Here is a 26,204-nt window from a genome sequence, read left to right as displayed (position 1 = left end):
TCTTAACCTCCTCCAAAAAAAAGTTTAAGATTTGTTAGCCAGTACGTTTTAGACATATTCTTAGTTTAATATATTTAAATAAGTATTATGTTGAATTAGATCTAAAGCTATTTAACTGAATTGTTTGTTCTGAACGGCTTTCCTCAGGTCATAGCCTATCAGAGTCTAGCTCTAGAGCTTTCACTCCTCTGCCAAAACTAAAAAAATATAACGTAGAACACAGTTCCAGCTATTCTAAAATCTTAGAACTCTGGAATGTGTCCTTAAAAAATAAAAAAATTTTTGTGCCTTTTCAGGCGTAGTACTCGTCTCTTGCTGCAACCAGGGCTTTGACGTTTTCGAGAGGAGTCATGGGTGCAATCCCACAGCCAGGTGCAAGCACATCTATGCCGCCTTCAAGAGCTACTTTTGCTTCAGCTTTTATCTTGTCAATAGGTCCAGGCAGTAGGGTAAAAGGACTGGAAATATTTCCTACTAATCTTGCTCTGTCTCCAATGACTTTCTTTCCTTCAGCTGCGTTACCGATCTTTTCTTCTACGCTGAGTCCTTCAAAACCGCAGTCTGCCATGTCGCTGAGGATCGCGTTAACCTTACCACAGATGTGGAGTACAGTCACGGAGTTAACGCTAGCGGAAAACTTCTGTAACCTTGACTGAAGGAACTGTCTAAATGTGTCAGGGCTCATGAGGTCAGGAGAGGCGACAGGGTCTGCAATAGCGATAACATCTGCGCCAGCTTCGACCATTGCGTTTGCATAGGCGATTGCAGCTTCTGTGGAGATATCAAGAGCCTGCTCGAAGAGGTCAGTTTTTTTAATGGACCATTTCATGAAGGATTTTACACTTATCAGGTCGGAAGCTAGTGTAACCGGGCCTTCCATACCTCCTATAATTGGCACGTCAGGTCCTACTTTTTCCCTGACAATTTTAATTGCTTCGAGTACGGCTGGAATTCTGTTTCTCTGCAGGAGATCTGCAGGGACGGCTGCACCATCGAGGTTTTTGGGGTAGGGGCTAGCTGTGACAGACGGCTGCCTGTTTTTGGTACCCATGTTGATTTCACAGCCCATTGCTTCACCAAGAACGGTAAGACAGTAGGGGAGCCTCACAGCTTCAAGTCCACTAAGTTCATAGTTAGCAATTGCTAGTTTTGCCATAAGTTCTGGATTAGTGTGAGCTTCAGGCCAGGCAGCTCCAACTTTGTCCATAAGTTCTACAATCCCGGTCTGGGTTACGGAGCAGACAGGTACTTTGTCAACGGGCTTGCCTTCAAGGGCAGCTAAGAGTCTCGTTTTAAGTGTAAATTCGCTCATAGTCATACCTTTTTAAGTTGTCTTGATTTATTTTTATTAGAATTTTATTGCCTACTTGACAATATTAGTGTTCAGACCTTTTAAATCCAAAAGGTTTCACGCCCCGGAATAGAAAATCCAGAGTTTTGAAACACAGTTAAAATCTTAGGTTTTGCCTGGGAACTCAAAAATAAATTCGAATCTCCCTTTCCACCTCGTCCAAGCGGAGATAGAAACCAGGGTACTAAAAATAATTCTCAGGCTCCTTTGATTACATTAGAGTACGGGCATTTTTTTTAGTTAACAACTTATAAAAGCTATTTGTCAAGAATATTTTTTTACCATATTTTTAATAAATAGGGTCATAAATTTCGATCTCGTTGTTCATCCTTTTATGGTAGCTAGGTTCTCCACTTTTTCACTTTACTTTGTTAATGGATCAAGTCTGATCTGATAACAAACCAAATGCAATTTTTCTCTACCTTATTTCCTCTTTTATTTGCTACCTCTCTCACTTTGGATTTCAAAATGTTTTTCAGAATCTATGTCAAGCTTCTTATTCTTGTATCGCATTAAATCACAATGGGGATTTCGATGGGGAAGAATCTGACTGGTGATAACAGCAAGATTTGTTCTCCCCAGGGGAACGAACATAGTATTCAACTTTCGGAGTTTTTTCAAAAGTTAAACGTTGACGAAAACGGGCTCAGCGATCAGGAAGCTGCCAATCGGCTCAAAGAATGTGGAGCCAATGTTCTTGAAGAAACAGGAAAAGAGAGCATAATAAATAAGTATCTCAGGCAGTTTCGGAATTTATTCTCGATCCTGTTAACTGTGGGATCGATTCTGTCTTTCATTGGAGAATACCTTGATCCAGGACAGGGAAACCTGTATATAGGAATTGCTCTTGCAGGCGTTGTAGTCATCAATGGGACCTTTACATTCATACAGGAGTACCAGGCTGAAAAAACAATGGAAAGCTTTCGTCAGCTTCTTCCCCCCCATGCCAGGGTCCTGAGGGAAGGAACGGTAAAGGATATTCTGGCATCGGAGCTTGTTGTAGGAGACGTCATCCTTCTTGAGGAAGGAGATAAGGTTCCTGCAGATGGGCGTTTGGTTGAAATTAATACTCTGAAAGTGGATAACTCGGCTATTACTGGCGAATCCGAGCCTCAGCTTCGGTCCCTTGAATGCACTCATCCAAATATGCTGGAGTGCAGGAATATGGTTTTTTCAGGGACTCTAATACAGAGCGGGAATGGAAAAGCTGTTATCTTTGCAACTGGACAAAATACTCAGATCGGAAGCCTTGCAACACTCACACAACAGACTTCAGGTGTGGATACTCCCATTCGAAGAGAAATAAATTATTTCATAAAAGTTATATCTACAATTGCGATTTCCCTGGGAATAGTCTTCTTTATGCTTGCTTTTCTTCTTCAGGATATTTTTCTTGCAAGCCTAATCTTTGCGATTGGAATTATTGTTGCCAATGTGCCCGAAGGGCTTTTGCCCACAGTCACTCTTGCCCTTAGCCTTGCTTCCAAGCGAATGGCCTCGCGGAATGCTCTTATAAAGCAGCTTGAGTCCGTAGAAACTCTGGGCTCGACAACGGTTATCTGTACGGATAAAACCGGTACCCTGACTCAGAATAAGATGGCAGTAAACTCTATCATGATCGGTTTTGAATGTCTCGTTCTCGAAAACCCTACCAGTACTAAAAAAACAACCACAGAACAGGGTATCATCGAAAGTACAAACAAAGAGGATGTAGAAAAACTTGTGGATTCAGAGGCAGAAGAATTCTGTGTTCTAACATAATCTGTATGGGATCCTGAAAAATTATCATCTGTTTTCATAAGAGTTGCAGGACTATGTAATAATGCAAAACTTCGCGAGTCTGCTCCGGGATATACTGGTGACCCAACTGAAGGTGCACTTCTCGTTTTTGCAAATGGTCTGGAAGATATCGGAAATCTCAAGAATGATTATCCGAGGCTGGAAGAATTTCCTTTTGATTCGCTTACGAAAAGAATGGAAGTTATCTGCCGCACTCCTGAAGGAAAACTTGAAGTCTATCTCAAGGGCGCCCCGGAAGTAGTTGTGAAAATGTGCAGTTCATCCCTGGATTCAGGAGGAGGAATCCGGAATCTGGATGAAACTGAGCAACAAGAGCTTCTTAACCGGCACCTGAGCCTTGCAAAAAAAGGAGAACGAATTATAGCCCTTGCGTACAGGCAGATAGAAGAACTAAGGGAATATACAGGGGACTTTATCTTTCTGGGATTTATAGGAATTGTAGATCCTCCACGCCCTGAAGCCAGAGAAGCTATAGCAAAGTGCCATACAGCCGGGATCAAGGTTGTCATGATCACAGGTGATCACCCTGTCACGGCAGAATCAATAGCAAAGGATGTAGGGCTTGCAAACTCAGGAAACCTTGAGATCATTACTGGAAACGAGCTGGCAACGCTATCACGCGCAGACCTTGCTTCAAGATTAAAAAATCCGAGCATCGTCTTTGCTCGCACTTCTCCTGTACAAAAACTAAAAATTGTGCAGCTTTTTCAAGCCGAAGGGGAGATAGTGACCATGACCGGAGATGGGGTCAATGACGCTCCTGCAATCAAGAATGCGGATATGGGTGTTGCTATGGGTAGTGGCACGGATGTGGCGCGCGAAGCTGCGGATATGGTTCTCCTTGATGATAATTTCGCTACGATTGTGAATGCTGTAGAGGAGGGCAGGACGGTTTTCGATAATATTAAAAAATTCATCGTATACATTCTTGCTAGCAATATTCCTGAGATCCTGCCTTTCATAGCCTTCGTCCTCTTTGCCCTGCCCCTTCCCATGCCTGTACAGCTTATCCTGGCAATCGACCTGGGCACGGATATGCTACCTGCGATTGCCTTGGGAAAAGAAAAAGGAGAAGGTGATATTATGAAAAGACCTCCCAGAGCGAGAGAAGAAAAGCTTTTGACTCCTCCTCTGCTTTTTACAGCTTACGCAGTAAAGGGCCCTGTAGAAGCTATTGCAGGCTTTTTCTGCTATTTTGCCGTCCTTTTTGAGGGGGGCTGGAGGTTTGGCGAGCAGCTTGCAAATAACAACCCCCTTTACATGCAGTCAATAACTGCCTTCTTTTCAGCAGTGATTATATGCCAGATTGCTAATGTTTTTGCTTCCCGAACTCGGTATCAGTCAGTCTTCTCAATGGGTTTATTTAGTAATCGTATGGTCCTGATAGGAATTGCAAGTGAAATCCTGATCCTGGCATTTATTATCTGGAATCCGTCGGCAAATCTTATTTTCAATACTTCTCCTCTTGACCTCAGATATTTGCTAATTGCTGTTCCTTTTGCGATTTTGTTGCTTGGAATCGATGAGTTAAGAAAATATCTGTTGAGAAGGAATGTAAGCTGGGTAACCAGATATCTTAAGTGGTAAATCAAAGTTATAAAAAGCGGGATTTACAATGAAAATTGTAATGTTGGTCAGGGTAGCAAACAGAAGTGAGTCATGGTTTTTTCTTCGTTTTACAAAGGCATGTCATCTCATTTCCTATATATTACCAACTATAATATATCTGAGCTCCATGCTCTGTATCTTTTTGTTAAATAATAAAGCACTAAAATTAGCATTATTTTGTGAATAATTGATTTTTAAACATTTTTTTCTATAAAAAACTCTAATACCTACTTGTAATTGTCATAGCGAATGTTATTGTCCTTTAATTTTGATTTAATAAAGCTAATTTTTTATGATTTATTGTAGAAAACTTTTATATAGATTCCAATTTAATTTCATCTGTCAGTATTATTACATTATAATGTTCCTTGCAGACCCGATCCATATCTTACCTCCGGTTTAATTAACCTGAAGCCTCAGCACCGAGCTTAAAATATGAACGTTAGTAGAAAGATCCTTGCTATTATCTATATCATCTTTGCTCTTCTCATTTCAGTTGTTATTTTTGCATCTCAGAGCATTCTCGGTTCCACTTTTTCCGACTTGCAGAAAAAAGAGGCAACTGACAACGTAGAAAAGATAGAGAACATGATCGACCTTCAGATCCTACAGCTTGAGAAGATTAATTCTGATCTCTCTTCAAGAGACGATGTCAGGAATTTAATGCTTAATCAGGGTCTTCAGAATCTCAGCAGTGGAACTCCACTCGGTGACATCTTTTCCATCAGTGGGTGTGATTTTATTTTTCTGGTAAATCATTCAGGGTATATTGTGTATTCTGAAATTTCGGATCCCGAGCCTTCTACTAGCGCTTCCACTCTTAATGTTTCTACTGTTACTGTTTCTACTGTTAATGCTTCTACTGTTAATGCTTCTACTGTTAATGCTTCCTATCTTCCCATAGTCCGTCAGAGAATTAATGACGGCAGTTTACTCTGTAAGGAAACTGAAACTTCTTTAAATGGTCTGTTTCTGCTGAAAAATGGTCCTGCAATAATCTCTAGCCAGCCTGTGTTCGCTGCACCGGATAATAACGAAAGCTCAGGTACAATCATTCTTGGTAAATATCTTGATTCGAGTTTTATCGAATCTGTTCAGGAAAGTACAGGAAGTACATTTGCACTTTATAGTTTTAACAATGCATCCTCGGATCTTCTTCAGGCTTTTTTTGAAAATCCTGGTCCGAATTTTACATATACGGTAACTGGAGAACACGTCATCTGTTATTCCGTGCTTGAGGATCTTTCTGGAAGCCCAGCTATTGTAATCCAGACTGACGCAGACAGCAGTATCTATGCCGAGGGTCAGAAGGCTCTCCGATACATAGTGTTTTTCCTTCTGTTCGCAGGTCTCACGATTGGGGCAAGTTGCAAGTTTCTTCTCGATAGGGAAGTTGTATCCCGAATAGTTGCAATTGATAATTTCGTGGAGAAAGTACGACTAAATGAAAATTTCTCCGAACGATTTCCCATGGATGGAGATGATGAGCTCTCAAGGCTGTCCGAGGGAATAAATCAGACTCTTGACCGCCTGAAAACTACTTCTAATGAATTTAAAGCCCAGGAACACGAAAAAAAGCTAATCCTTGATTCTCTCAGTGAACTGGTAGTCTTCATGGACTCCGACTTGAAAATAATCTGGCTAAATAAAGCAGCTCTTGATTACATGGGCATGAAAATGGATGACGTTATCGGGCAGCATTATCAAGATCTGTATATTTTATATAAAGAAAACCCGGGTAAATCTCCAGTACTGAAAGCACTGGAATCTGGGAACGAAGAGTTCGGGGAAGTAGTTACGCAGGATGGAAAGGTCTGGACGATCACTGCGATTCCTATAAAGAACGAAGACAGCAGAATAACCGGGATCCTGAAAACAGGGTTTGATATTACCGTACACAGGCGTTCGGAAGAAAAACTAATTCAGGCAAAACTGGAAGCTGAAGAAGCCAATAATTCCAAAAGTGAATTTCTTACAAATGTGAGCCATGAGTTGCGAACACCTTTGAATTCCATTATAGGCTTTTCGGATATTCTTCTTGATAAAGTTTTTGGAGATCTTAACGAAAAGCAGTTCCGATACATAAGCAATATCTCAACAAGTGGGAAACATTTGCTGGCACTTATAAATGATATCCTCGATCTCTCAAAAGTAGAAGCCGGAAAAATGGAACTTCACTACAGTGAATTTTCTATTGATTCTGTTTTTGAAGAAGTTAAAGCTGTTCTTTCTCCTCTTATACAGGTAAAATCTCTTGAAGTAACTTTTAATGTAGAATCCGACGTTACAACGCTCGAAGCCGATAGAGGTCGCCTAATTCAGATTCTTTACAACCTCGTAAGTAATGCAATAAAATTTACTCCAAATGGTGGAAAAGTCTCGGTATATTGCAAAGAAAGTGGAAATCGAGCTCTTATTTCAGTCATAGATACCGGTATAGGCATTTCTGCCGAAGACCAAGTAAAACTTTTCCAGCCCTTTACCCAGCTCGATGCCTCAACAGCCAAGCAATATTGCGGCACAGGGCTTGGTCTTGCTCTTGTGAAGAAAATCGTGAACTTGCATCAGGGAGATATCTGGGTTGAGAGCGATCCCGGGAAGGGCAGTAACTTTACCTTTTCACTTCCTCTCAGGAAACCGCTGGAGCTCAGGAAAGCCAGCAAGATTGGAATCGAAGATGTAATCCTAGAATTCGAGATGAGTAAAGCAGCAGCTCTTTCAGTAAAAGAAAATATAGAGAATTCGCAGGAAGAAGTAGAGCTGCCCGAAATCTGTCCCTCTGAAAAGGGAGATGTTAAGCAGGAACTTATTCTGGTCGTTGATGATGACAAAAGTTCCAGTGAACTTCTTTCCATTATCCTTAAGGATGCAGGATATAGTGTGGCTCTACTTTATAGTGGAAAAAGAGTTTTAGAGGTTGCAAAGAGCCTGAAACCTGATATTATTACTCTGGACGTCTTTCTGCCGGATACTAATGGTTGGCTTGTCTTGAGGCAGCTACAGAATGACCCTTATACGGCTTCTATACCTGTACTTATTATTTCCATGACCAATAATAACGAGCTTGGAATTACCCTCGGGGCAACTTACTCTTTTGCAAAGCCGGTAAAAAGAATTGAACTGGTAAACTCTCTCAGGGAAATTACTGGAAAGTTCCGGTTCGAATCTCCTAAAGTTCTTATAGTAGATGACGATGAAAATACTGTAGAACTACTGAGCTCGATGATTGAGCCCGAGGGCTTTGAGGTTATAAAAGCTTACAGCGGGAGAGAAGGCCTACAGAATCTTTTCTTAGAGCATCAACCCGATATTCTGATTCTTGACCTCATGATGCCGGGAATTAGCGGGTTTGATGTTATATCCAGTATGAGGGCCGATGTACGCACAAAAAATATTCCTCTTATTGTATGCACTTCTGGTGAGCTTACTGAGAAGAATCTCGAGGAACTGAACAGTGAGCTAAAAGGACATCTTATTTCTATTCTGAAGAAAGGCACTTTCGGAAGAAAAGAATTAATTAATAGAATAAAACAATTAACTATGCTGAAGAGGCGGAATGATGAAAAAAATCCTGATTGTCGAAGATAATCCCATGAACATGGAACTGATCCTGGACCTTCTGGAATTCTACGGACATAACATAACTAAAGCCGAGGATGGGGTAAAGGCCCTTGAACGCCTTGCTGAAACAAAATTCGACATTATCCTGCTGGATATGCAGCTTCCGAAGATGGACGGACTTGAGGTTCTCGATCAAATTAAGAAAAACCCTGCGACTGCAGATATCCCCGTGATAGCGGTTACTGCCCATGCTATGAAAGGCAGTGAAGAACATTTCATAGAAATGGGCTGTGTGGACTATGTCTCCAAACCTATAGATATTCACAAATTCAGGGCTCTGATAGATAAGTATCTGGGAGATGATTCATCTTAACCTCAGAAAGGTAGTTATAGTTTCTCCAGTTGTGTGGACCTGTCTTTATAGTATGAAAAGAGTTCTTCGCACCATTTCAGTGCACTCTCGTCAAAACTCATCAGGCGTTGATGGTCAAACTTTCCCTTCTTGTCGAAAAGCACAAGCGAGCAGAAACGCTCTGTCACTACGTCTTTCAGTGTTACGCTTTTTTCACAAGTGTAAATTTCAACATTTTTCGATTCCAGAAGAAACTTCAGATCCTCATAATAATCCTTTTTCATCCTGTCAAAAACGGGTTCTGTCAGGATAAGACATATCTCAGCCTCTTTTTGTGCAAGTTCCAGGTACATTTCAACGTGAAGAGGGTTGAAATATGAGAGAAACATCTTGACGTGTTTTGATTCCAGAAGGTTGCTTCTGAAATCTTCAGGAATTTCAAAAAGCCGGTTAAGGTCGGGCTCAAGCATGAAATAGTTCCCTAATTCATCAATCCTGTTAAGGAGATATTCGGGAATTGCAGTAAAGTCATGGCTTGTCCAGTAATCGTAATTTTCCTCAAAAACCCTTACGGTGTTCAGTAAAGGCTCCATCTTTTCGACTACTATCTCTCCAATCTCCGAGAGCTTGTAGGTATTCTTATCGTCTTGTACTATCAGGCGTCCTTCTTTTAGTTTTTTGATCTGGGGCATTATCGATGTTGAGTTGACGTTGAGGGCTGTTTTTATTTCGTCTCCAGTCTTTGGCCCTTCTTCTAGCAGGAGTAATACATCCTTCCTTTTTTCTGAAAGAAACGCCAGATCAATAAGTGATGTTTTCATTTTGTTCCATCTCCCCGGGAAAGTTTTATATCTAGAAGAGATATTCCTCCTTTATTTCTTTTCAGAAAGCAGTCTGAGTTAGTAAAAAATTCTTTCTTCCTCCAGAAGAACTTTGAAGGAGCTTCTCGCAACATTATTGCGCTACTTTTCAATTGATCCTTTATATTTTTTTCCAAAAAACCTTCTTTTTTCCCGTAGCTAATACATAACCCACATACTTTGAGGTTGATTTTTTTCGGAGGAGAATTTTTTTGCTTTTTTCCAGCCTTTTGAACCGGTATCGGATCTTTTTACTTAATAGGTAGTATTTCAGCATTTTCGAAATTGTGTCTATGAGGTACTCTACAAAGCTCCAGGTGCCCCCCATCGCTTCTACCATGTATTTTGTTTCCTGAAGGTACCGGATAGGTTTGCACATTCTTACATTAACATCTTTCAATCCTGCTTTTTCAAGTTCTTCTTTCCATTTTTCAGGTAACAACAGGGAAAACGGAAGTCCTGTTATTTCTCCAATTATTTTTTCGGCTTGAGCGATTTCTTTGGCGGCTTTGGCAGAAATCTCTTTTTCTCTATACATTTCGTTCATCCCCACATAAGCCCCCGACTTAAGAACCCTTGCGAATTCTTTGAAAGCTATTTCCCTGTCTAAAAACTGGGACACAAACTCTGTTATCACGGCATCGAAAGTCCCTGCTTCAAAGGGCAGGGCATGAGCATCTCCGACGATGAATTCTGCTTTGTCTGAAACTTCCTGTCTTTTTGCTCTTTTCTTTGCTTTCTCAATCGAAAGTTTTGCAATATCAATTCCTACTACCTCACAGCCGATTTCTCTGGCAAGGTAACAGGCAGAAAAACCGCTTCCACATCCAACCATCAGGACTTTTTTCTTAGAGTCAATCCTGCATAATTCAGCAAGTTTTTTGGTAGAGGTAAGGCCACCTACATGATAATAAGGTACTTCCAGATAACTCATAAAGTCGTAATATCCCAGAGCTTCAGCTTGTTTAACTGAAAGTTTTAGTTCTCTGTGTGGAATGTCTCTCTTGGCCTGCATGTCAAATCTGCCAGTTTCTGAAATAATTTAGTATTCCAAATTATATCAGTTTTCATTTTCCTTATTTTTTACCAGGGCAGATATCCCGCGTAGGATTTCTTTCGGAGAGGGAGGGTTTCCAGGGATTTTTATATCCACAGGCAGGATTTTGTCGACTCCACTGCCTATATGTAATATTTATGCCATAATTAGTCGGAGTTTAGGTCTAAAAAACAACTCCAATTAGAGCTCAAAAAGGGCTAATTTATATAGTGTTCTCTCTTACTTTACCTAGTATAAATAATTTTTAGGGTAGTCACTATGTTTCCTCCTACCAAGGCGAAATCGGGAAACAGAATTTTTGCAAAAGCTAATTGAGCTCCATTTACGAGACTTTTCAGTCTTGAAATCTCTGAGGTCTGGTGGTTGTAAGTCTGTTAAGTGAAAAATTTTTACTAAATATTGTATTTCTAACTTTATTTGTACTAAATATCGAATTTTTAGCTTTTTTTGTACTAAAAATTATATTTCCAGCTCTTTTATTTTTTCAAAACCCGATACAGCAGATGTACATATTGTTTTTCCACAATTTCGTCTCTTAAAAGTTCAAGCCGAGTACCACTTTTTTCCAGGGTCCTGAAAAGATTTGTTCCATTCTTCCCTACTATTTCAGGAGTGAGGATTAGGCTGATTTCTTCGACAAGTCCATGTTCGAGTAATATGCTGTTCAGAACTCCCCCGCTATCTGAAACTACAAGTTCAAAACCATATCTTTCGTTTGCAATTTTCAGTGCCTGTCTAATGTTTACACGGTCTGATCCAGTCTGGATGAAATCATAATTTCTTTCTTTGAGGTAATTTATATAAGCTTCAGGAGTCTTTTGTGAGACCAGAACGATAGCGTCTTTGCTGAACTCGGAACGCCTGAACACGTGCATTAACCCTTCAAGGATTCCCTTTGAGTCTGCAATCAGCCAGTATGCCCTGGGATCATCAGGCTGAATTTCAGGTTTCTTGAAGTCCGCTTCCTCTTCAGGCGGAATTTTTTCGCAGAAGAACTGGGTTCCGGTTTTTGCAGTGTTCGAGCCTACTATCATGGCATCTGGCAGATAACTGCTCAGGATTTTGTAATGAACTCCAATATTTGCTTCGAAGCCCGTAGTAGAGCCGTCGAGACTTATACTGTTGTGAATTATTACTTTTGGTATCATACTATCCCCTGGATTTTCCTTACTTATCCTATTTAACTCCCATTAACCCTTTTAATACTGAAAAATTACTTTTAAAAGCCAAATCAGCTTTTAATTACTTTAAAGTTTCTATAATATATCAAAGAAGTTATCTGTATAGGAATGTATTTAATTTTAATGCATACTATAGAATTTGAAAGCGTATCAAAGTCTTTTTCAGAAAAGACTATTCTCGAGGATATCTCGTTTTCAGTGAAGCAGGGCGAGATCTTCGGGCTTCTAGGGCCAAATGGGGCAGGAAAAACAACGCTTATAAGGCTTCTTCTTGATATTATCAGGCCGGACTCTGGGGAAATACTTGTCTTTGGGGATTTCCTGAGCCCTGCTGCAAAAAACAGAATTGGATACCTTCCTGAAGAACGGGGATTGTATAAGAAAACAAGACTTCTTGATATGCTGGTTTATCTTGCACAGCTTAAAGGCGTACCAGAAAAACAGGCTCATTTAAACGCTGAGTCCCTTCTCAAATCCCTAGAATTAGAGCAATATAAAAACAAAAAAGTTGAAGAACTTTCCAAGGGAATGCAGCAGAAAATCCAGTTCCTTTCCGCAATTATCCATGAACCTGAACTTTTAATCCTTGATGAACCCTTTTCCGGGCTTGACCCTGTAAATACGAAGACAGTTATGGCCAAAATCCTGGGACTCAGGGCAGCAGGAAAAACAATAATCCTTTCCACCCATATGATGGAACAGGCCCAGACACTTTGTGATAGGATCCTTATGCTTAACAAAGGCAAGAGAGTACTTTATGGCTCTGTAGATGATATCAGGAGGGAGCATGGAAAAAACTCTCTGATCGTAGAATTTGCAGAAAAAGGGGATTTGAATACAATTCGGGAAATTTCTGGCATAAAGAAAGTAATAGAACATGGAAAATCGGTTGAAATTTTCCCTGAAGATGAAATAAGCGTCCAGATCCTTCTTGAGGAGCTTGTCCAGAAAGCAAACCTCATACGTTTTGAAAAAAAGCTTCCTTCTCTGAATGAGATCTTTATTCAAACTCTGGAGAGTGCTTCCAATGAATAGTTTTTCCAAAAAAACCTTTATTGTTGCAAGGCATGAGTTCCTGAAAACAATAAAGCGTAAAGAATTTATTTTTATAACCTTCTTCTTTCCATTCCTGTTTGCAGGAATCAGTGTTCTCCCTGCAGTTATTTCGGGCATTAGCCCAACTGAAGGCCAGAGAGTGGGTTATATTGATATGACTGGCTCTTTCGAATTCCCAGAATCAATACATAGAGAAGGTTTTTCTCTAGAGCCCTCAGAGGTAAAAACCTCAGTTGTAGAATTTGTAATGTACAGTGACATTTCTGATGCAAGGCAAGCCTTACAGGCAGGACAGATTTCTTCCTACCTTGTTATTCATGAAGATTTTCTTAAAACCGGAACAATAGAACTGTATAGCTTTGAAAAAGAAGCATCTATGCAAAATTTTGGGTTGTCCGCTGGACTCTCTAATATCGTTATTACTTCCCTCCTTAAGGACAAAGTGGACGAGCTAACTCTCAACAGGGTCCGAGACCCGGTTAACATAAAGTTCTATAATGTGGGAGAGAGCGGAGAGTCTTCTGAACAGGGTATTAATGATATCTTTGCCAGCTTTGGTCTTCCTTTTCTTACAGCTTTTTTCCTCTTCTTCAGCATTTTTTCATCATCCGGCTTTCTGCTTCGCGGAGTTGCCGAAGAAAAAGAAAACAGGATAATAGAAATCCTGCTGTCTTCGGCAACTCCTTTTGAAATCCTTACAGGCAAGATCTTTGGCCTTGGCGCAGTCGGTCTTCTGCAGGTTTTAATCTGGCTTGTGGTAATAACGCTCGGGAGCGGGTATGCCCTTACTGTAAAAATCGAACCTACCACTCTCTTCCTTGCTGTCATTTATTTCATATTTGGTTTCCTCTTTTTTGCCAGTGTGATGGCAGGAATTGGGGCTGTCACCAGTTCCCTTCAGGAGAGCCAGCAGATTGCAGGAATTTTTACGTTTGTCGCCGCATTTCCACTCATATTTATGCAAATGATCGTTACAAGCCCAGACAGCTTATTTTCAGTCTTTCTTTCTCTCTTTCCTATTAGTTCGCCTGTAGCCATGCTTGCCAGGATGGGAACTACGTCTGTGCCTCTTTATCAGATTCTTGCCAGTATCTTCATTCTGTTGATTTCGGTTTATGTTGTGATCTTACTTTCCAGCCGGCTTTTCAGGACTTATCTGCTCATGTACGGGAAAAGACCGAAAGTAAAGGAAATCTGGAAGAATATCTGGACGGAATCCAGATCGATGAACAAAGGAGCCTAATGCCAAATATAATAACTGATCAAATAAACTATAGTTTTATCGACACGATTTTATAATATTGGGCATATAGTATAAATTGGTTCATAAGGGAGTAGCTGTGAAATGAAGGGAAATACCGGGCAGCTTCAAAACTGATCCAGTAATAAACTTCATTGACATAGAATAAACCTTGTGGACCACCTAACTGATTTTAATTCAACTTTTGTTCAATGCCTAAGTTTTGTGAATCCTGAATCTACGCATAGATCCTTTTTTCAGTCTTCCTTTTCTATCCTCCGCTGTTTTATCCACTATTTTTTACTTCTGCTGTGAGTCCAGCAGTCTCTCGATTTCTACGGCGATTTTGTTCTTTGCCCTGGGTATTCTTGAATATCTCCTGCGCTAATGCAAGTGTTGTAATTCTTTACATGGGAAACTGGGTTGGGGGGATGACTCAAGGAAGCCCCTAAGTCTTTAAGCTTAGGGGTGTTCACGAGAGCTCTGCTTGAATGCAGACTGGAGCGATATAGTTTACCACCTGGAGAGCAATGCTCTCAAGGAAGTTTCGGATATCCCAAGGAATCTTATCAAGCGTATGGGAAGCGAAATTCAGGCTGCCCACAATCTCTCCTCTATAGTTGAGTGGAATTATGGCAATGGATTTTATTCCTTCCTTCTTCATCGCGTCAACCGTTGTATCTGAGTAGAATTCCAGTGAGTATATGGGCTTTCCAATCAAAATTTGCCGTGCCTCCAGAGAATCTGCCTTATATCTGGAAGCTTTTTCTCTAAACTCAGGGGAAGTTTCCCTATATGCAACCAGGTTTAGTTGATCCAGGAGTTCGTCCTTGAGGTATATAACCCCTGCATCGAGTCCGTTTATTTGAAGGCAGGAATCAAGAACTCGGGAGAGTATTGTCTGGAGATTCCAGGTAGTACTCAGTTCCTTTCCGAGTTCTCGCTGGATCTCAAGCATTTTCTGGGCTTCTTTTCTTTCAGTAATATCAACTACAAGGCCCTGGAAATGAGTTGCTTTTCCTTCCTCATCTCTTTGGATAAAGGTTTTCTCTTCTACCCAGAGCGTTTTTCTATCTCCCGTTAAAATTCTATATTCAACGTCGAAATAGTCCTTTTTCTCTGCAATGTTGCGTTTGAGAGTTTCAATAACTGAGCCTCTATCATCTTTATGAATAATGCTTTTGTAAGGGACTTTTCCTGACGTAAAATCTTCTACTCTATATCCGAACTTAGTTACGTTTTCTGAAACGTACACCGTTGGCAGGTTTTCTTTGTTTTCCCACAAAAAAGCCACTGCCTGGCTGTTATTGATTATAGTTCTCAAAAGTTTCTGAGTCTCTAAAGACTTCCTGAGAGCTTCTTCGTTTTCTTTTCTCTCAGTTACGTCCAGTACAAGCCCTTGAAAGTGAGTCACTTCTCCTTCAGGACTCCGCTGGATAAATGTCCTTTCATTCACCCAGCGGATGTCCCCTACTTTTGTAAAGATTCTATACTCTATATTGAAGTCGACTTCACCTCTTCGGATGCGCTCTTTAAGCGAATCCTCAACTCTCTTCAGGTCCTCAGGATGGATAATATCTCCATACAGGACTCTGCCTGAAATGAAGTCCTCCACTGTGTACCCAAACTGAACCACATTTTCAGAAACAAATTCAGAAGGCCATTTTTCTTCATTTTTCCAGAGAAATACCACTGCAGGACTGTTATTTACTACTGTCCTGATTATTTCCTGCATCTCAAGGACAGAAAGTAAATCCACAATTCCTATTACCGCAATAACCTTCCCGTCCTCTGAGAATATGGGAGAAACAACCACGTTCCTGCCCAGATACGTGCCTTTCTTTGGCACTCCACGTATGGTCTTTCCGGTCCTGAGCACCTCTTCGAGTACAGGGCCTGTATAATTTCTGTCAAGGATTTTACCTTTCTCCAGGCGAAGTCCCTTTCGTTTGAGGCTGCGGATAGTGGTTGGAAGTCCAACAAGAGAGTGTACCGCGACCGCTATAAACTCAAGTTCATCAGATCCTGCATCTTCAGATATTAAAGAAGTAATTCTTTCACCCCCCAGAGATCCTGAAAATTCTTAAAAGTAAAAAGGTCGAAGAGTTTTCAGCAAGAAGAAACTAAGAGCTGAACCCTTTATATGCTCTTTTGTTTCTCATTTTATACAGTTTTAGTAGTTATATTTATTCAGCTCTTCGTTGTTTTATGTGGATATCTTCGCAATGTCTTCATAAAAACCAATGTGGTCTCGAATTGAAAATCATCTTATCCATAGGGAATGGCGAAGAGCCAATTACACTTTATTTTATTCTTAATTTATATAATTATAATTTTCCTCGAATTTACATATGTTTTATCCCAAAATTATTTCGGGATAAGACAAAAAAATAGTAGTATTAATTAGAACTAGCTAAAATATTTTTATAGTCCTGAGCGGATTCGAACCGCTGTCCCGGGCTCCAAAGGCCCGAAGGATTGACCACTACCCTACAGGACTGCATGTTAAAGCTTTTACTTATAGATTAATTCTTGTACTTAATTTTTGTGCCAGATTGAGACTATTTTATGTAATTTTCCATAAATATTCCTTTCCTTTTTATTCTGCTTTTTAATAGTTTCTTGTTAAGACTTTATATAGCTTTATATTTTTCTATAATGTTCTTTTTTGGCTTTGAAATCTTTTCCATGAAACTATTTTTCGCTAACATGCCATTTTTCATATCATTAATTTAAAATAATTTCATGCGTCGTCGGTTAAGTGAGGAATCGTGAAAAATTGCGTCAATTTCCTCAACAGTTACTAAATATTTTAATAAATTATGAGCTGGAATAGGGTATCGATTTCATGTAAATGGGCCAAAATTTAAGGCCGGCTTCTAATGCAAAATCAATAGTTTTCAGGCAAGAAAACTCCTTAACCGATGACCAATGAAAATAATTTATTTTATTACTATATTGTGGAGCTGGAAGAGAAAGGGTATGATTGAATAGTGAAGTAACGTATTGTAACAGAATTTTCCGAGAGCTGGCGGTTCTTGCTTCAGGATTGTCAGATTGGGGCATACTCTTAAAGCGGTTGTATTGGGGGATACAGCAAACGGATTGAATTGCTTTCGGGCTTCTTCTTATTTAGTTGTCGTGTATTTTTTAAATGTCTGCTGGCTTTTGATTATCGAAGAAAAATGGTGATTTCAAATTTGACAGTAGATTGCTATTTTATTGGCAGAACATTGTCACTTCATCGACAGTAGATTGCTATTTTATTGGCAGAACATTGTCACTTCATCGACAGTAGATTGCTATTTTATAGTTTTTACAAGATAGTTAGACCTGTCAGGTCTATTGAAACACATAGTTAAATTTTACTGTCTTTCTATTGAGATTAACTGATGATGCCAATAAATTGGGATGTATAAGGGTCATTATACAGATAATATTTATTTATTTATTTATTTATTTATTTATTTATTTATTTATTTATTTATTTATTTATTTATTTATTTATTTATTTATTTATTTATTTATCCCTGTATTGAGTACACTTCTCATTCAAATCCTACGTACTTTTTTAAATTATTTATTCTATTTCTTAACAATGAAAATTAATTTTTTAATTATGATTCTTGTCCTATTTTCAGGGAGAATCAATACTGAGCCTATATTAGTAGAATAATCGGATATCATTAACATACATAATTTATTTCAAAAAGAAAAAACATTATTTACAAAGTCATTTAATGTTTCAGGAAGACTGATACGTAAAATATAGAATAGGAGAAAAAAATTATTAATAACTTGTACACTTTTGAAAAAGATAATATATATTGAATTCGTATAACATTCTAGCAATGCTATAATATCTTAATAGAACTGCTAATCTTTAATCTGGTTAAAAAATGAGAGGGGTATGAACTTAAATTTTATATATTGTAAACCAGAAGCAAAAATCCTACTTTGGACATTAATCCCCGATTAGCTCCCGAGACGTAATAAAATAGTGGGTTGATATAAGTGAAAGCTAGTGGACTCTTAAGCATTCTCACCTTTTCAGAAAAAAGGAAGGATATTCTATTTTTACTTCAAGAGAATCCAAGAACTCTTTCCGAAATTAAAGATTACTTTGATGTAAGGTCACCTGAAATCCTGCCTCGCCTTAAAGAAATGGAAGGTTCAAATTTGATTGTCAGGCAGGAGGGACTGTATCGGCTGACACCTATTGGAAAAGTTTCAGCCATACATTACAGACCCTTACTGGATACTCTGACAGCTATAGAAGCAAACGAAATTTTCTGGAAAGATCATGACCTCGCTGCGATTCCTGATATATTGTTAAACAGAATTCAGGAACTTAAAGAGTGTAGAGTCGTAAGAGATGAACAGGAACATATTTACGATACTCATAAAGCATTTATAGAGAACGTAAGGACTTCTATCCACTTCATGGGCTTTTCATCCATTTTCCTTCCAAGCCATCCCATGATGTTTTTAGATTTAGCCCGTAGGAATATTCCCATTTCAATAATTCTTACACCTAATGTATTTTTTAAAATAAAAAGTGAACATAGTGTTCAGATTGAAGAATTCCTTAAATTCAAGCACACGGGTCTTTATGTATACGACAATGCAAAAGTAGCCTTTGTGGTAACAGATCGTTTCCTATCCCTTTCGCTCTTTTTCAAAAACGGAACCTTTGATCCTAGAAACGATCTGATAGGTTTTGACTCCTCTTCACTCAAATGGGGTGAAGATCTTTTTAAGTATTACAAAGATAATTCAATTGAAATAAAAAATCTATAAAACTTGTTGAAGGTTTCTGGGAAGAAACCTTAAAACTGGAGAGGTAAATCGGGATTGAAGAATTTGGTTTTTTCCAGATAAATCTCCAAATAACTAAGTAAAATTTTCTATATATTTTTATGTTTTTTCACTGCTTTCCCACTTCCACACAAATTTTCATTTTGAATCCCTTTATGTTAAAAAGACACTTGCAATAGTTCTCAGTCCGACAATTGAGGTTGATTCTCCATCTACAAGAATTGTTCTTTCTAACTTGCGGGAACGAGACTCTATGTTATCAGTTTTTGTATAATTATGGATGCAGATCAGCCCACATATAAAGCTATAGAGGATAATGATAGGTTCAAAAGCAAGGACTCCATTAATTATAGAAATACCGAGAATCAGGTGGGAGAGCAGGTGCAATCCAAGAAGGAAATTACGGGTGTTTTGTGCCCCAAGGCTTACAGGAAGGGTTTTGATACCTGCGAGAGTATCTCCTTTGATATCTTTGAAGTCATATATAGCAGAATTGATGAAGAGCTTAACCCCAAAGAAAGTGAAAACTAAAATTATTGGGAGCATGCTCCTACAGGTGCTGCCTGCAAGCCCTGAAATGAAAGCCCCCCAGGTGAGACCTACAACAAAATTTTTGCCTCCAAGTCCACCTTTGAGTTTTAAAGCGAATTTTCCTATTTTAATTCCTTTACTATAAAGGAAGCCGGTTATGAGAGGTAAGAATGCAAGTGCTAGCATTCCTTCTTTTGCCAGTACATAGCTTCCTATCACGAAGGTAATCATAGAGACTGCAAGTCCTATTTCTTTTCTTGACCCACTTAACTCTTTCCGGTTTATAATATCTTCTTCTGATCCAAGAGCCCTGTCGAGTGTATATACGCTGTAAATTACGAGTCCTCCTGCAATACAGGTGAATATACTTGAATGAATTTGAAGCAGGAGGAAGGCAATATGAATCCTTAATGCGCCTGAAAATGCAACTAATATGGAACTTTTTAAGAGTTCTAGTGTGGCATTCTTTTTCCCATATTCTGGGGCATTCTTTCGTCTGTACCTGAGAAAACGTTCAAAACTTCCGAAAAATACATTGGAGCTCATAAAAATAATATTGGAACACTTTTAAATATTATTTATTCAGTATAAGATTTTACAATGTTTGTAAGATATAAGGAATCGTCTATGTTTTAGAGAAATAAGCTAACACTAGCTGAGTAAACTAACGATTATTTTAGAAGAGAATCATGTTCTTGCTATCCTTAAAAATATTGGCGTGTATCCTGAAAGGCATCCAAACAATACAATATTTTTTAGGTTTAAACGCGTGGTTTCCATAGTAAGAAATGGATGGTAAACTCACATTTTGCGGTGTTTTTTTAAAAATCAATATTTTTCCTGATAACGCTTTTTGAAACAGATTCCTTTAATTTGAACTCTTATGGGCATTTCGTGAAAATTGAATGGTATCTTTTTGTTCTCTAAATACACCACATAGTCGATTTTTCCTTCTGCATAAAAGTTCAATAAATCCACGTTTGATTTAAAATCGATATCAAGAAACTTGTAAAATATCAAATTTTACTGTGGAAAGTGGGTTAAACTACTCACTCAAAACAGCGAAGAGCCAAAATAAATATGTTGAACGGCACCGATGTAATTCTGGAAAATGATTTAAAATGTGCTTGAATAAAATCGAATAAAAACTTTTTCGGAAGGCTCTGATCAGCAGAAATGATTAAACATTAAAAATAGAGGGCAGTAAAGCCCAGAAAAAAAGGATTACAAATATTATAAAGGAACTATTTTCTTTCCATATGCTTCATTTAATACCTGACCAAGGGCTGTGTATATTGCAGAGAGTCCTGTAAGGATTCCTTCATAACCGGCTATCTTCAGGATTCCGGCACTTTCCAGATAATTTCCTGCTGCAAGCAAGAAGAACAGGATTGTAAGGGTCAGGAAAACAACGGAGAGAGCCTTTGAGCCTTTGAGAGTACCTATGAACATGAATAGGGTGAAAACTCCCCACATGAATAGGTATGCAGCAAATGGGAGTGACTCTGTGGCCAGCCCTGCGTAGTCTGGAGACTTAGGAATAAGGATAATCCCCACCAGAGAAAGCCAGAAAAACCCGAATGAGGTAAAAGCAGTGGCTCCAAAGGTATTTCCTTTCTTCCATTCCTCGAGTCCGGCAATGACCTGAGCTAATCCACCGTAAAAGATACCTATCGAAAGGATCATCGCATTCATCGGATAGAAACCCGCATTGTGTATATTCAATAGTACAGTTGTCATTCCGAAGCCCATTAAACCCAGAGGAGCAGGGTTTGCGGATAAATCCGTTATTTTTATATCACGAATATTCATGACGTCTTTAATATTTTGACTCATAAAATTAAATCCTCCTTCCCGTTACCGGAAATCTAACCCAAACTTCCAATAAAAATAACATTAAGATACTCAGTTGTTTTTAAGGTCCGTTTTTCACATTTTGGAAATATGTAATTGTTAATACTTATAATTAAGGACAGTATTTATATTTTCAATACAATATAACTAAATAATATAATAGTCCCCACGAGTTGTTAAAAATTTTCATAATAAGCTATTTATGAACGAGTGTGGAATTTGCTTCATATGACTCATGCAAAAAAACCTCTTATGCTCATTATTCTTGATGGCTGGGGCTACAGGGAAGCAAGAGAAGGAAACGCTATCCTGGCAGCCAGAACTCCAAATCTTGACTCTCTGATAGAAGAATATCCCTGGTGTTTCTTAGAAGCCTCAGGGGAAGCTGTAGGCCTTCCGGAAGGCCAGATGGGAAACTCTGAAGTCGGGCACCTGAATATAGGGGCAGGGCGAATTGTGTACCAGGACCTAACCCGAATAAATCTCTCCATAAGGAAAGGTGACTTCTTCAAGAATCCGGCTTTTTTGGGTGCAATTTCAAATGCCAAAGCCAACGATTCCAGCCTGCATCTCATGGGGCTTGTCTCCTACGGAGGCGTTCATAGCTATATGACCCATATTTATTCCCTTATCAAGCTCGCACAGCAGGAAGGGTTGAAAAAAGTATATATACATGCTTTTTTGGATGGCAGAGACGTGCCTCCTAAAGCCGCCCTCAAAGATATAAAGGAGCTTGATGCTTTTTGTAAGGAGCACGGAAATGCTAAAATCGCAACTATATCAGGGCGCTATTATGCAATGGACAGAGATAAACGTTGGGATAGAACAAAACTTGCCTATGATGCCCTGACTCTGGGAGTTGCGCCTTACAAAACTCCTGATGCAGAAACTGCAGTTTCTGAAGCTTATGATAGAGGAGAAACTGATGAGTTTGTAAAACCGACTGTAATCACAGATTCAGAAGGAAAGCCTGAGGCAGTCATAAAGGATAATGATTCTATAATCTTTTTTAATTTCAGGCCTGATAGAGCACGGCAGCTTACCTGGGCTTTTGTAAATCAAGACTTTGAGAACTTTCCCAGAGAAAAACACCCGAAAGTTTACTATGTCTGTATGGCCCAGTACGATGAAACCCTTGATTTGCCTATAGCTTTCCCACCGGAAGAACTTGAAAATGTGCTTGGCGAAGTACTGAGCAAGCAGGGACTGACCCAGCTTCGGATTGCCGAAACAGAAAAGTATGCTCATGTGACCTTTTTCCTTAATGGAGGGCAGGAAAAATGTTATGAGGGAGAAGACCGCTGCCTCATCCCGTCACCAAAGATTGCTACCTATGACCTTAAGCCCGAAATGAGTGCATATGAGGTTACGGAGAAAGTGATAGGGAGGATTCGGTCAGGAAAGTATGATGTGATTGTCCTTAACTTCGCAAACATGGATATGGTCGGGCATACCGGTATCTTTGAGGCTGCAGTAAAGGCAGTGGAAGCCGTAGATAGCTGCGTGGGCAAAATTGCCGCGTGTCTGAAAGAGGTAGGAGGCGTAGCAATTATAACCGCAGACCATGGAAATGCCGAACAGATGGAAAATTCGACAACGGGAGAGCCACATACTGCACATACTTCAAATCCGGTAAAGTGCATTTACTTCGGAAACGATGAAGTTAAAGGACTTAAGAACGGAAAACTGTGTGATCTTGCACCAACCCTTCTGGAATTCCTCAAGATCCGAAAGCCTGAGGAGATGACAGGAGAATCTCTTATTATAAAATAATAATTTAAAAAGAAAAAAATAATCTGAAATTATTTAAGAAGGAGAAATTATCTGAAAATTACGAAATAACGAGAAAAGCAGCCAGAAATTTCAGAAACCCTAATTTTTCCTTCCTAATTTTCCTTTCCTAATTTTCCTTTCCTAATTTTCCTTTCCTAATTTTCCTTTCCTAATTTTCCTTTCCTAATTTTCCTTTCCTAATTTTCCTTTCCTAATTTTCCTTTCCTAATTTTCCTTTCCTAATTTTCCTTTCCTAATTTTCCTTTCCTAATTTTCCTTTCTGTTCCTTCTCTCCTTATACGTCACTTCTTTTGTTATTTTTATTAGATACATAGAATTAAGATTGGATAAAAAATACTTTTTAAAAGGTTAAATACCAGCAGCTACAATAAAAGGGGCACAGGACTTCATAAGTCATAAAGTTTTAAGTGCAGTTTTGGAGTTTAACAGGAATGATCAAAATAACCACTCCTTGCCGAATTCATATGACGCTTATTGATATGAATGCGGAGATCGGAAGAGTCGATGGAGGAGCAGGACTAACCCTTTCCTCTCCCAATATACGAATTACGGCTGAAGAAGCCGATGGAGTCAATATAGAAGGTCTGCAGAGTTTTGCCGATCGGATGAAAAGAGCTGCAGAATCCCTGCTTCCTGAGGGTAAAGGGATCAGGATCAACGTACAGGAAGTGTACCCAGCCCATGTAGGTTTCGGGTCAGGAACTCAGTCTTCCCTAGCCGCGGCAGCAGCTGTAAATGAACTATATGGACTTGGGATGAGTGTTAGAGAACTTGCACTTGCAGTAAAAAGAGGAGGGACTTCTGGTATAGGAGTAGCTGCTTTTGAGAAAGGCGGGTTTATAGTTGACGGAGGGCATAAGTTCAAAGATAAAGGTGGTTTTATGCCGTCGGCTGCCAGTAAAGTACCGCCCGGGCCAGTGCTCTTCAGAGAGGATTTTCCTCAATGGGAAATGGTGGTAGCAATCCCCAACGACAAGGGAATGCATGACCAGGAGGAAGTCGAGACCTTCAAGAAATTCTGTCCCCTCCCTGTAGAAGAAGTCAGGGAAATTTCCCATGTCGTGCTCATGCAGATGATGCCTGCCGTGATGGAAGAAGATATAGTGAGTTTCGGGGCCGCAGTAAATCATGTTCAGACTGTTGGTTTTAACAAAAGGGAGAGCCTTATCTGGCCTGAGTTTGTGAAAGATATTGCTTCTTTAATGCGCAACCGGAGCTACGGAGCCGGGGTAAGTTCTTTTGGGCCTGTAGTATATTCTTTTGTAGATAACAAATCGGAAGGCAGGCAGCTTCAGGCGGAAGTCCAGAAAATGCTTGACGACTCTGTTGGTGGGACTGTCATGCTTACCAGGGCAAGAAATCACGGAGCAGAAATATCCCGGGTTTGAAAGCCTTATATTCAGTGAGTGAAACCGAAAATCATTGTGATCATGCTCGGTCAGCCTGTGAAATGATTCCCCGGCTGACCCGAATGAGCCCACATGTACGAACACATTTGATAAATAACTAGATCCACGTGTCGTTCTGTGTCTCACTCTTATGGCAATCGCATACTGTTCTTCAACCAAAATCAATGGGTCTACCGCAATATTTACTTCCGCATATAGCCTGTATCCTAGACGGCAAGTACTTACTTCAGTCACATTCCTTCTAAATTAATTTAAGTACGATTCTCAGGCTGCAATATCCTCTTTTCTGCCGTAACCGTACGTAAAATGCTTATACAACTTTTTCTGGGAAAGATAAAAGGCAAGACCTAAAGTGTCTTTGGTTGCGGCATCTCCAAAAGGTTGCAGCATCTCCAAAATTATGACTGTATTCTCGAGAGGAGCTAAGCTTTCCGAAGACCAGGCAATAAACGCCTGAATAAGAGCTGTTACCATAAGTACGGCAAAATACCATTTGACCGCACAAAGTCCCCTGATGTGGAGAGAAGTTCAGGATCCACGATTCCATACGTATGGGCACATGTGAGTGTTTTTCCTGGTAAGAGTTCAGGCCTATCCTTGTCAATCTAAGATCTACTTAACTGAATTGTTAAGGATAAAAATACACATAAATAAAAAAATTAGGAAAATCAGGATTTTGAAAGAAGATTCCTTAAAACCACTGGTCGAGAGTTTTTTGTCTGGCTCCTGAAGCAGCTTTAAGTCGTTCTGCAGCTTTTCCCACCCTGTCGATCGAAAAATCGTGACTCTCACAGAGGAATTCGAGAAGTTTTTCAGAATCAGGTTTTCCCCATCTTATTTTGTAATTATCCGTTACTTCAGGGTGGAGAAAGATATCTCTTATTTGATCCACAGCTTCAATTTCTGCCTTTTTTTCCCGGAGTACGGCATAAATATCCCCATGCTTTTTAATTAGTTTAAGGGCTGTCTTGGGGCCTACTTTCTCCAGCCCTTTGTTATAATCCGTGCCCACACAGATAGCGATATCTATGAGCTGCTCCCGCGTAATTTCCAGGGCTTTGAGAGTCTCATCCAACTTGATTTTTTCAGGTTCGACGTCAACGTAAATGTTTTTTCCCGGAAGCTTGCGTTTTCCTGTTACAGCCAGGTTCCGGACAACAATTGGAGCCCCGAAAAGAAATGAATCGTAATCTTGCGAAGCAACGCAGTTGGCATCTTTTTTGAGAACCACATGTGCAGCCTGTGCTTCGCCCTCACAGGGGGCCTGAACAAAGGGAACTCCCATAATACCAAGGAGATATTTGGAATCTTCAACAATTTCCTGGTTTACTTTTGAAGAAGCCTGAGCATACTTATAGGCCGATTCAAGATCTCCTATAGCCTTTGCATTCTCCCATTTTTCCCGGGAGGATTCTCTTATTTCTTTTCTTTGGTTCAGGGTTTCGGATTTGAGGTCAGGAGGCTTGCCGTCAAAAACGAAGAGAGGTTTGACACCTGCTTCTATAAGGCTCGCTGTTCGGTAGAGCAGGCCTGAGAGATGTGAAGTTACTCTCCCTGCAGAGTCAACCAGAGGGCTTCCGTCCCGCTGGCGAATAATGCTCAAAAACTGGTGTAGCGTGTTAAACGCATCAATTGCAACCACCTGATTAGTAAGATCCGAAAGTTCAACTTTTCTTTTCTGGAGCAGGTCGCCTATATCTGTACCCATATTTTCCCTCGTATGTCTTAAATT

The 26,204-nt window shown here is 39.6% G+C and carries 18 protein-coding genes, 1 tRNA gene and 1 pseudogene; 9 read left to right on the top strand and 11 right to left on the bottom strand.

The window, feature by feature from the left end; all coding sequences use genetic code 11:
* Positions 1-292: 292 nt before the first annotated feature.
* Positions 293-1,312, bottom strand: coding sequence for a methylcobamide:CoM methyltransferase MtaA (mtaA, locus tag MSBRM_RS17525; protein ID WP_176722091.1), 1,020 nt, complete (start codon positions 1,310-1,312; stop codon positions 293-295).
* A gap of 573 nt (positions 1,313-1,885) precedes the next feature.
* On the opposite strand from mtaA, the pseudogene MSBRM_RS17520 reads away from it, so the two are divergent.
* The 3 genes and pseudogenes from MSBRM_RS17520 to MSBRM_RS17510 all read left to right on the top strand — a co-directional run bounded on the left by MSBRM_RS17520 (position 1,886) and on the right by MSBRM_RS17510 (position 8,693).
* A pseudogene (locus MSBRM_RS17520) lies at positions 1,886-4,738 on the top strand (cation-translocating P-type ATPase).
* Positions 4,739-5,194: 456 nt separating this feature from the next.
* A complete protein-coding gene (locus tag MSBRM_RS17515) occupies positions 5,195-8,347 on the top strand; it encodes a response regulator (RefSeq protein ID WP_048122296.1) in 3,153 nt (1,050 codons plus the stop codon).
* On the top strand, positions 8,319-8,693 hold the full coding sequence (locus MSBRM_RS17510) for a response regulator (RefSeq protein WP_048122294.1): 375 nt from the start codon (positions 8,319-8,321) through the stop codon (positions 8,691-8,693). The genes MSBRM_RS17515 and MSBRM_RS17510 overlap by 29 nt, the downstream gene beginning before the upstream one ends.
* A 14-nt stretch (positions 8,694-8,707) precedes the next feature.
* On the opposite strand, the gene MSBRM_RS17505 is transcribed toward MSBRM_RS17510, so the two are convergent.
* From MSBRM_RS17505 to MSBRM_RS17490, 4 genes are all read right to left on the bottom strand, one after another.
* On the bottom strand, positions 8,708-9,493 hold the full coding sequence (locus MSBRM_RS17505; protein ID WP_048122293.1) for a helix-turn-helix transcriptional regulator: 786 nt from the start codon (positions 9,491-9,493) through the stop codon (positions 8,708-8,710).
* Positions 9,490-9,669: a hypothetical protein gene (locus tag MSBRM_RS17500; protein WP_048122292.1), complete on the bottom strand. Its 180-nt coding sequence runs from the start codon at positions 9,667-9,669 to the stop codon at positions 9,490-9,492. Before MSBRM_RS17500 ends, MSBRM_RS17505 begins: the two co-directional genes overlap by 4 nt.
* Positions 9,654-10,547 carry a class I SAM-dependent methyltransferase gene (locus MSBRM_RS17495; RefSeq protein WP_080943721.1) on the bottom strand — a complete coding sequence of 298 codons (894 nt, stop codon included), beginning with the start codon at positions 10,545-10,547 and terminating at the stop codon, positions 9,654-9,656. Before MSBRM_RS17495 ends, MSBRM_RS17500 begins: the two co-directional genes overlap by 16 nt.
* A 518-nt stretch (positions 10,548-11,065) precedes the next feature.
* Complete coding sequence (locus tag MSBRM_RS17490) at positions 11,066-11,737, bottom strand: dihydrofolate reductase family protein (RefSeq protein ID WP_048156517.1); 672 nt, start codon at positions 11,735-11,737, stop codon at positions 11,066-11,068.
* Positions 11,738-11,893: 156 nt separating this feature from the next.
* Between MSBRM_RS17490 and MSBRM_RS17485 the strand changes: the two genes are divergently transcribed.
* Positions 11,894-12,805, top strand: a complete 912-nt coding sequence (locus MSBRM_RS17485; protein ID WP_048156514.1) for an ABC transporter ATP-binding protein — start codon at positions 11,894-11,896, stop codon at positions 12,803-12,805.
* Complete coding sequence (locus MSBRM_RS17480; protein WP_230629025.1) at positions 12,798-14,069, top strand: ABC transporter permease; 1,272 nt, start codon at positions 12,798-12,800, stop codon at positions 14,067-14,069. The genes MSBRM_RS17485 and MSBRM_RS17480 overlap by 8 nt, the downstream gene beginning before the upstream one ends.
* Positions 14,070-14,538: 469 nt before the next feature.
* Here MSBRM_RS17480 and MSBRM_RS17475 read toward each other — a convergent pair whose 3' ends face one another.
* Positions 14,539-16,071, bottom strand: a complete 1,533-nt coding sequence (locus MSBRM_RS17475) for a PAS domain-containing protein (protein WP_255361890.1) — start codon at positions 16,069-16,071, stop codon at positions 14,539-14,541.
* On the opposite strand from MSBRM_RS17475, the gene MSBRM_RS21810 reads away from it, so the two are divergent.
* On the top strand, positions 16,031-16,153 hold the full coding sequence (locus MSBRM_RS21810; protein ID WP_255361888.1) for a hypothetical protein: 123 nt from the start codon (positions 16,031-16,033) through the stop codon (positions 16,151-16,153). The genes MSBRM_RS17475 and MSBRM_RS21810 overlap by 41 nt on opposite strands.
* Positions 16,154-16,493: 340 nt before the next feature.
* Here MSBRM_RS21810 and MSBRM_RS17470 read toward each other — a convergent pair.
* Positions 16,494-16,566, bottom strand: a tRNA-Gln gene (locus MSBRM_RS17470).
* Between the two features lie 1,514 nt (positions 16,567-18,080).
* Between MSBRM_RS17470 and MSBRM_RS17465 the strand changes: the two genes are divergently transcribed.
* Positions 18,081-18,866, top strand: a complete 786-nt coding sequence (locus MSBRM_RS17465) for a helix-turn-helix transcriptional regulator (RefSeq protein WP_048122287.1) — start codon at positions 18,081-18,083, stop codon at positions 18,864-18,866.
* Positions 18,867-19,037: 171 nt separating this feature from the next.
* Here the strand turns inward: MSBRM_RS17465 and MSBRM_RS17460 are convergent, their stop codons facing one another.
* Both MSBRM_RS17460 and MSBRM_RS17455 read right to left on the bottom strand, forming a co-directional pair.
* Positions 19,038-19,961 carry a UbiA family prenyltransferase gene (locus MSBRM_RS17460; protein ID WP_048122286.1) on the bottom strand — a complete coding sequence of 308 codons (924 nt, stop codon included), beginning with the start codon at positions 19,959-19,961 and terminating at the stop codon, positions 19,038-19,040.
* 687 nt (positions 19,962-20,648) lie between these two features.
* Positions 20,649-21,251, bottom strand: coding sequence for an acetate uptake transporter (locus MSBRM_RS17455; protein ID WP_048122284.1), 603 nt, complete (start codon positions 21,249-21,251; stop codon positions 20,649-20,651).
* A 246-nt stretch (positions 21,252-21,497) separates the two neighbouring features.
* Here MSBRM_RS17455 and gpmI point away from each other — a divergent pair, with 246 nt between their 5' ends.
* Together gpmI and MSBRM_RS17445 are read left to right on the top strand one after the other, a co-directional pair.
* Positions 21,498-23,042, top strand: coding sequence for a 2,3-bisphosphoglycerate-independent phosphoglycerate mutase (gene gpmI, locus MSBRM_RS17450; RefSeq protein ID WP_048156508.1), 1,545 nt, complete (start codon positions 21,498-21,500; stop codon positions 23,040-23,042).
* A gap of 452 nt (positions 23,043-23,494) precedes the next feature.
* The gene (locus MSBRM_RS17445; protein WP_048122280.1) at positions 23,495-24,451 is read left to right on the top strand and encodes a beta-ribofuranosylaminobenzene 5'-phosphate synthase; all 957 of its coding nucleotides are present in this window, start codon (positions 23,495-23,497) and stop codon (positions 24,449-24,451) included.
* Between the two features lie 285 nt (positions 24,452-24,736).
* Here the strand turns inward: MSBRM_RS17445 and MSBRM_RS17440 are convergent, their stop codons facing one another.
* Both MSBRM_RS17440 and fen read right to left on the bottom strand, forming a co-directional pair.
* Positions 24,737-24,946, bottom strand: coding sequence for a cation diffusion facilitator family transporter (locus tag MSBRM_RS17440; protein ID WP_048156507.1), 210 nt, complete (start codon positions 24,944-24,946; stop codon positions 24,737-24,739).
* A 217-nt stretch (positions 24,947-25,163) separates the two neighbouring features.
* The gene (gene fen, locus MSBRM_RS17435; protein ID WP_048122276.1) at positions 25,164-26,180 is read right to left on the bottom strand and encodes a flap endonuclease-1; all 1,017 of its coding nucleotides are present in this window, start codon (positions 26,178-26,180) and stop codon (positions 25,164-25,166) included.
* Between the last annotated feature and the right edge of the window lie 24 nt (positions 26,181-26,204).

It is taken from the genome of Methanosarcina barkeri MS, assembly GCF_000970025.1.
Classification (GTDB): Archaea; Halobacteriota; Methanosarcinia; order Methanosarcinales; family Methanosarcinaceae; genus Methanosarcina; species Methanosarcina barkeri.
Note: the sequence above shows the minus strand (reverse complement) of the source record. Positions and strands in the feature narration are given on the sequence as shown.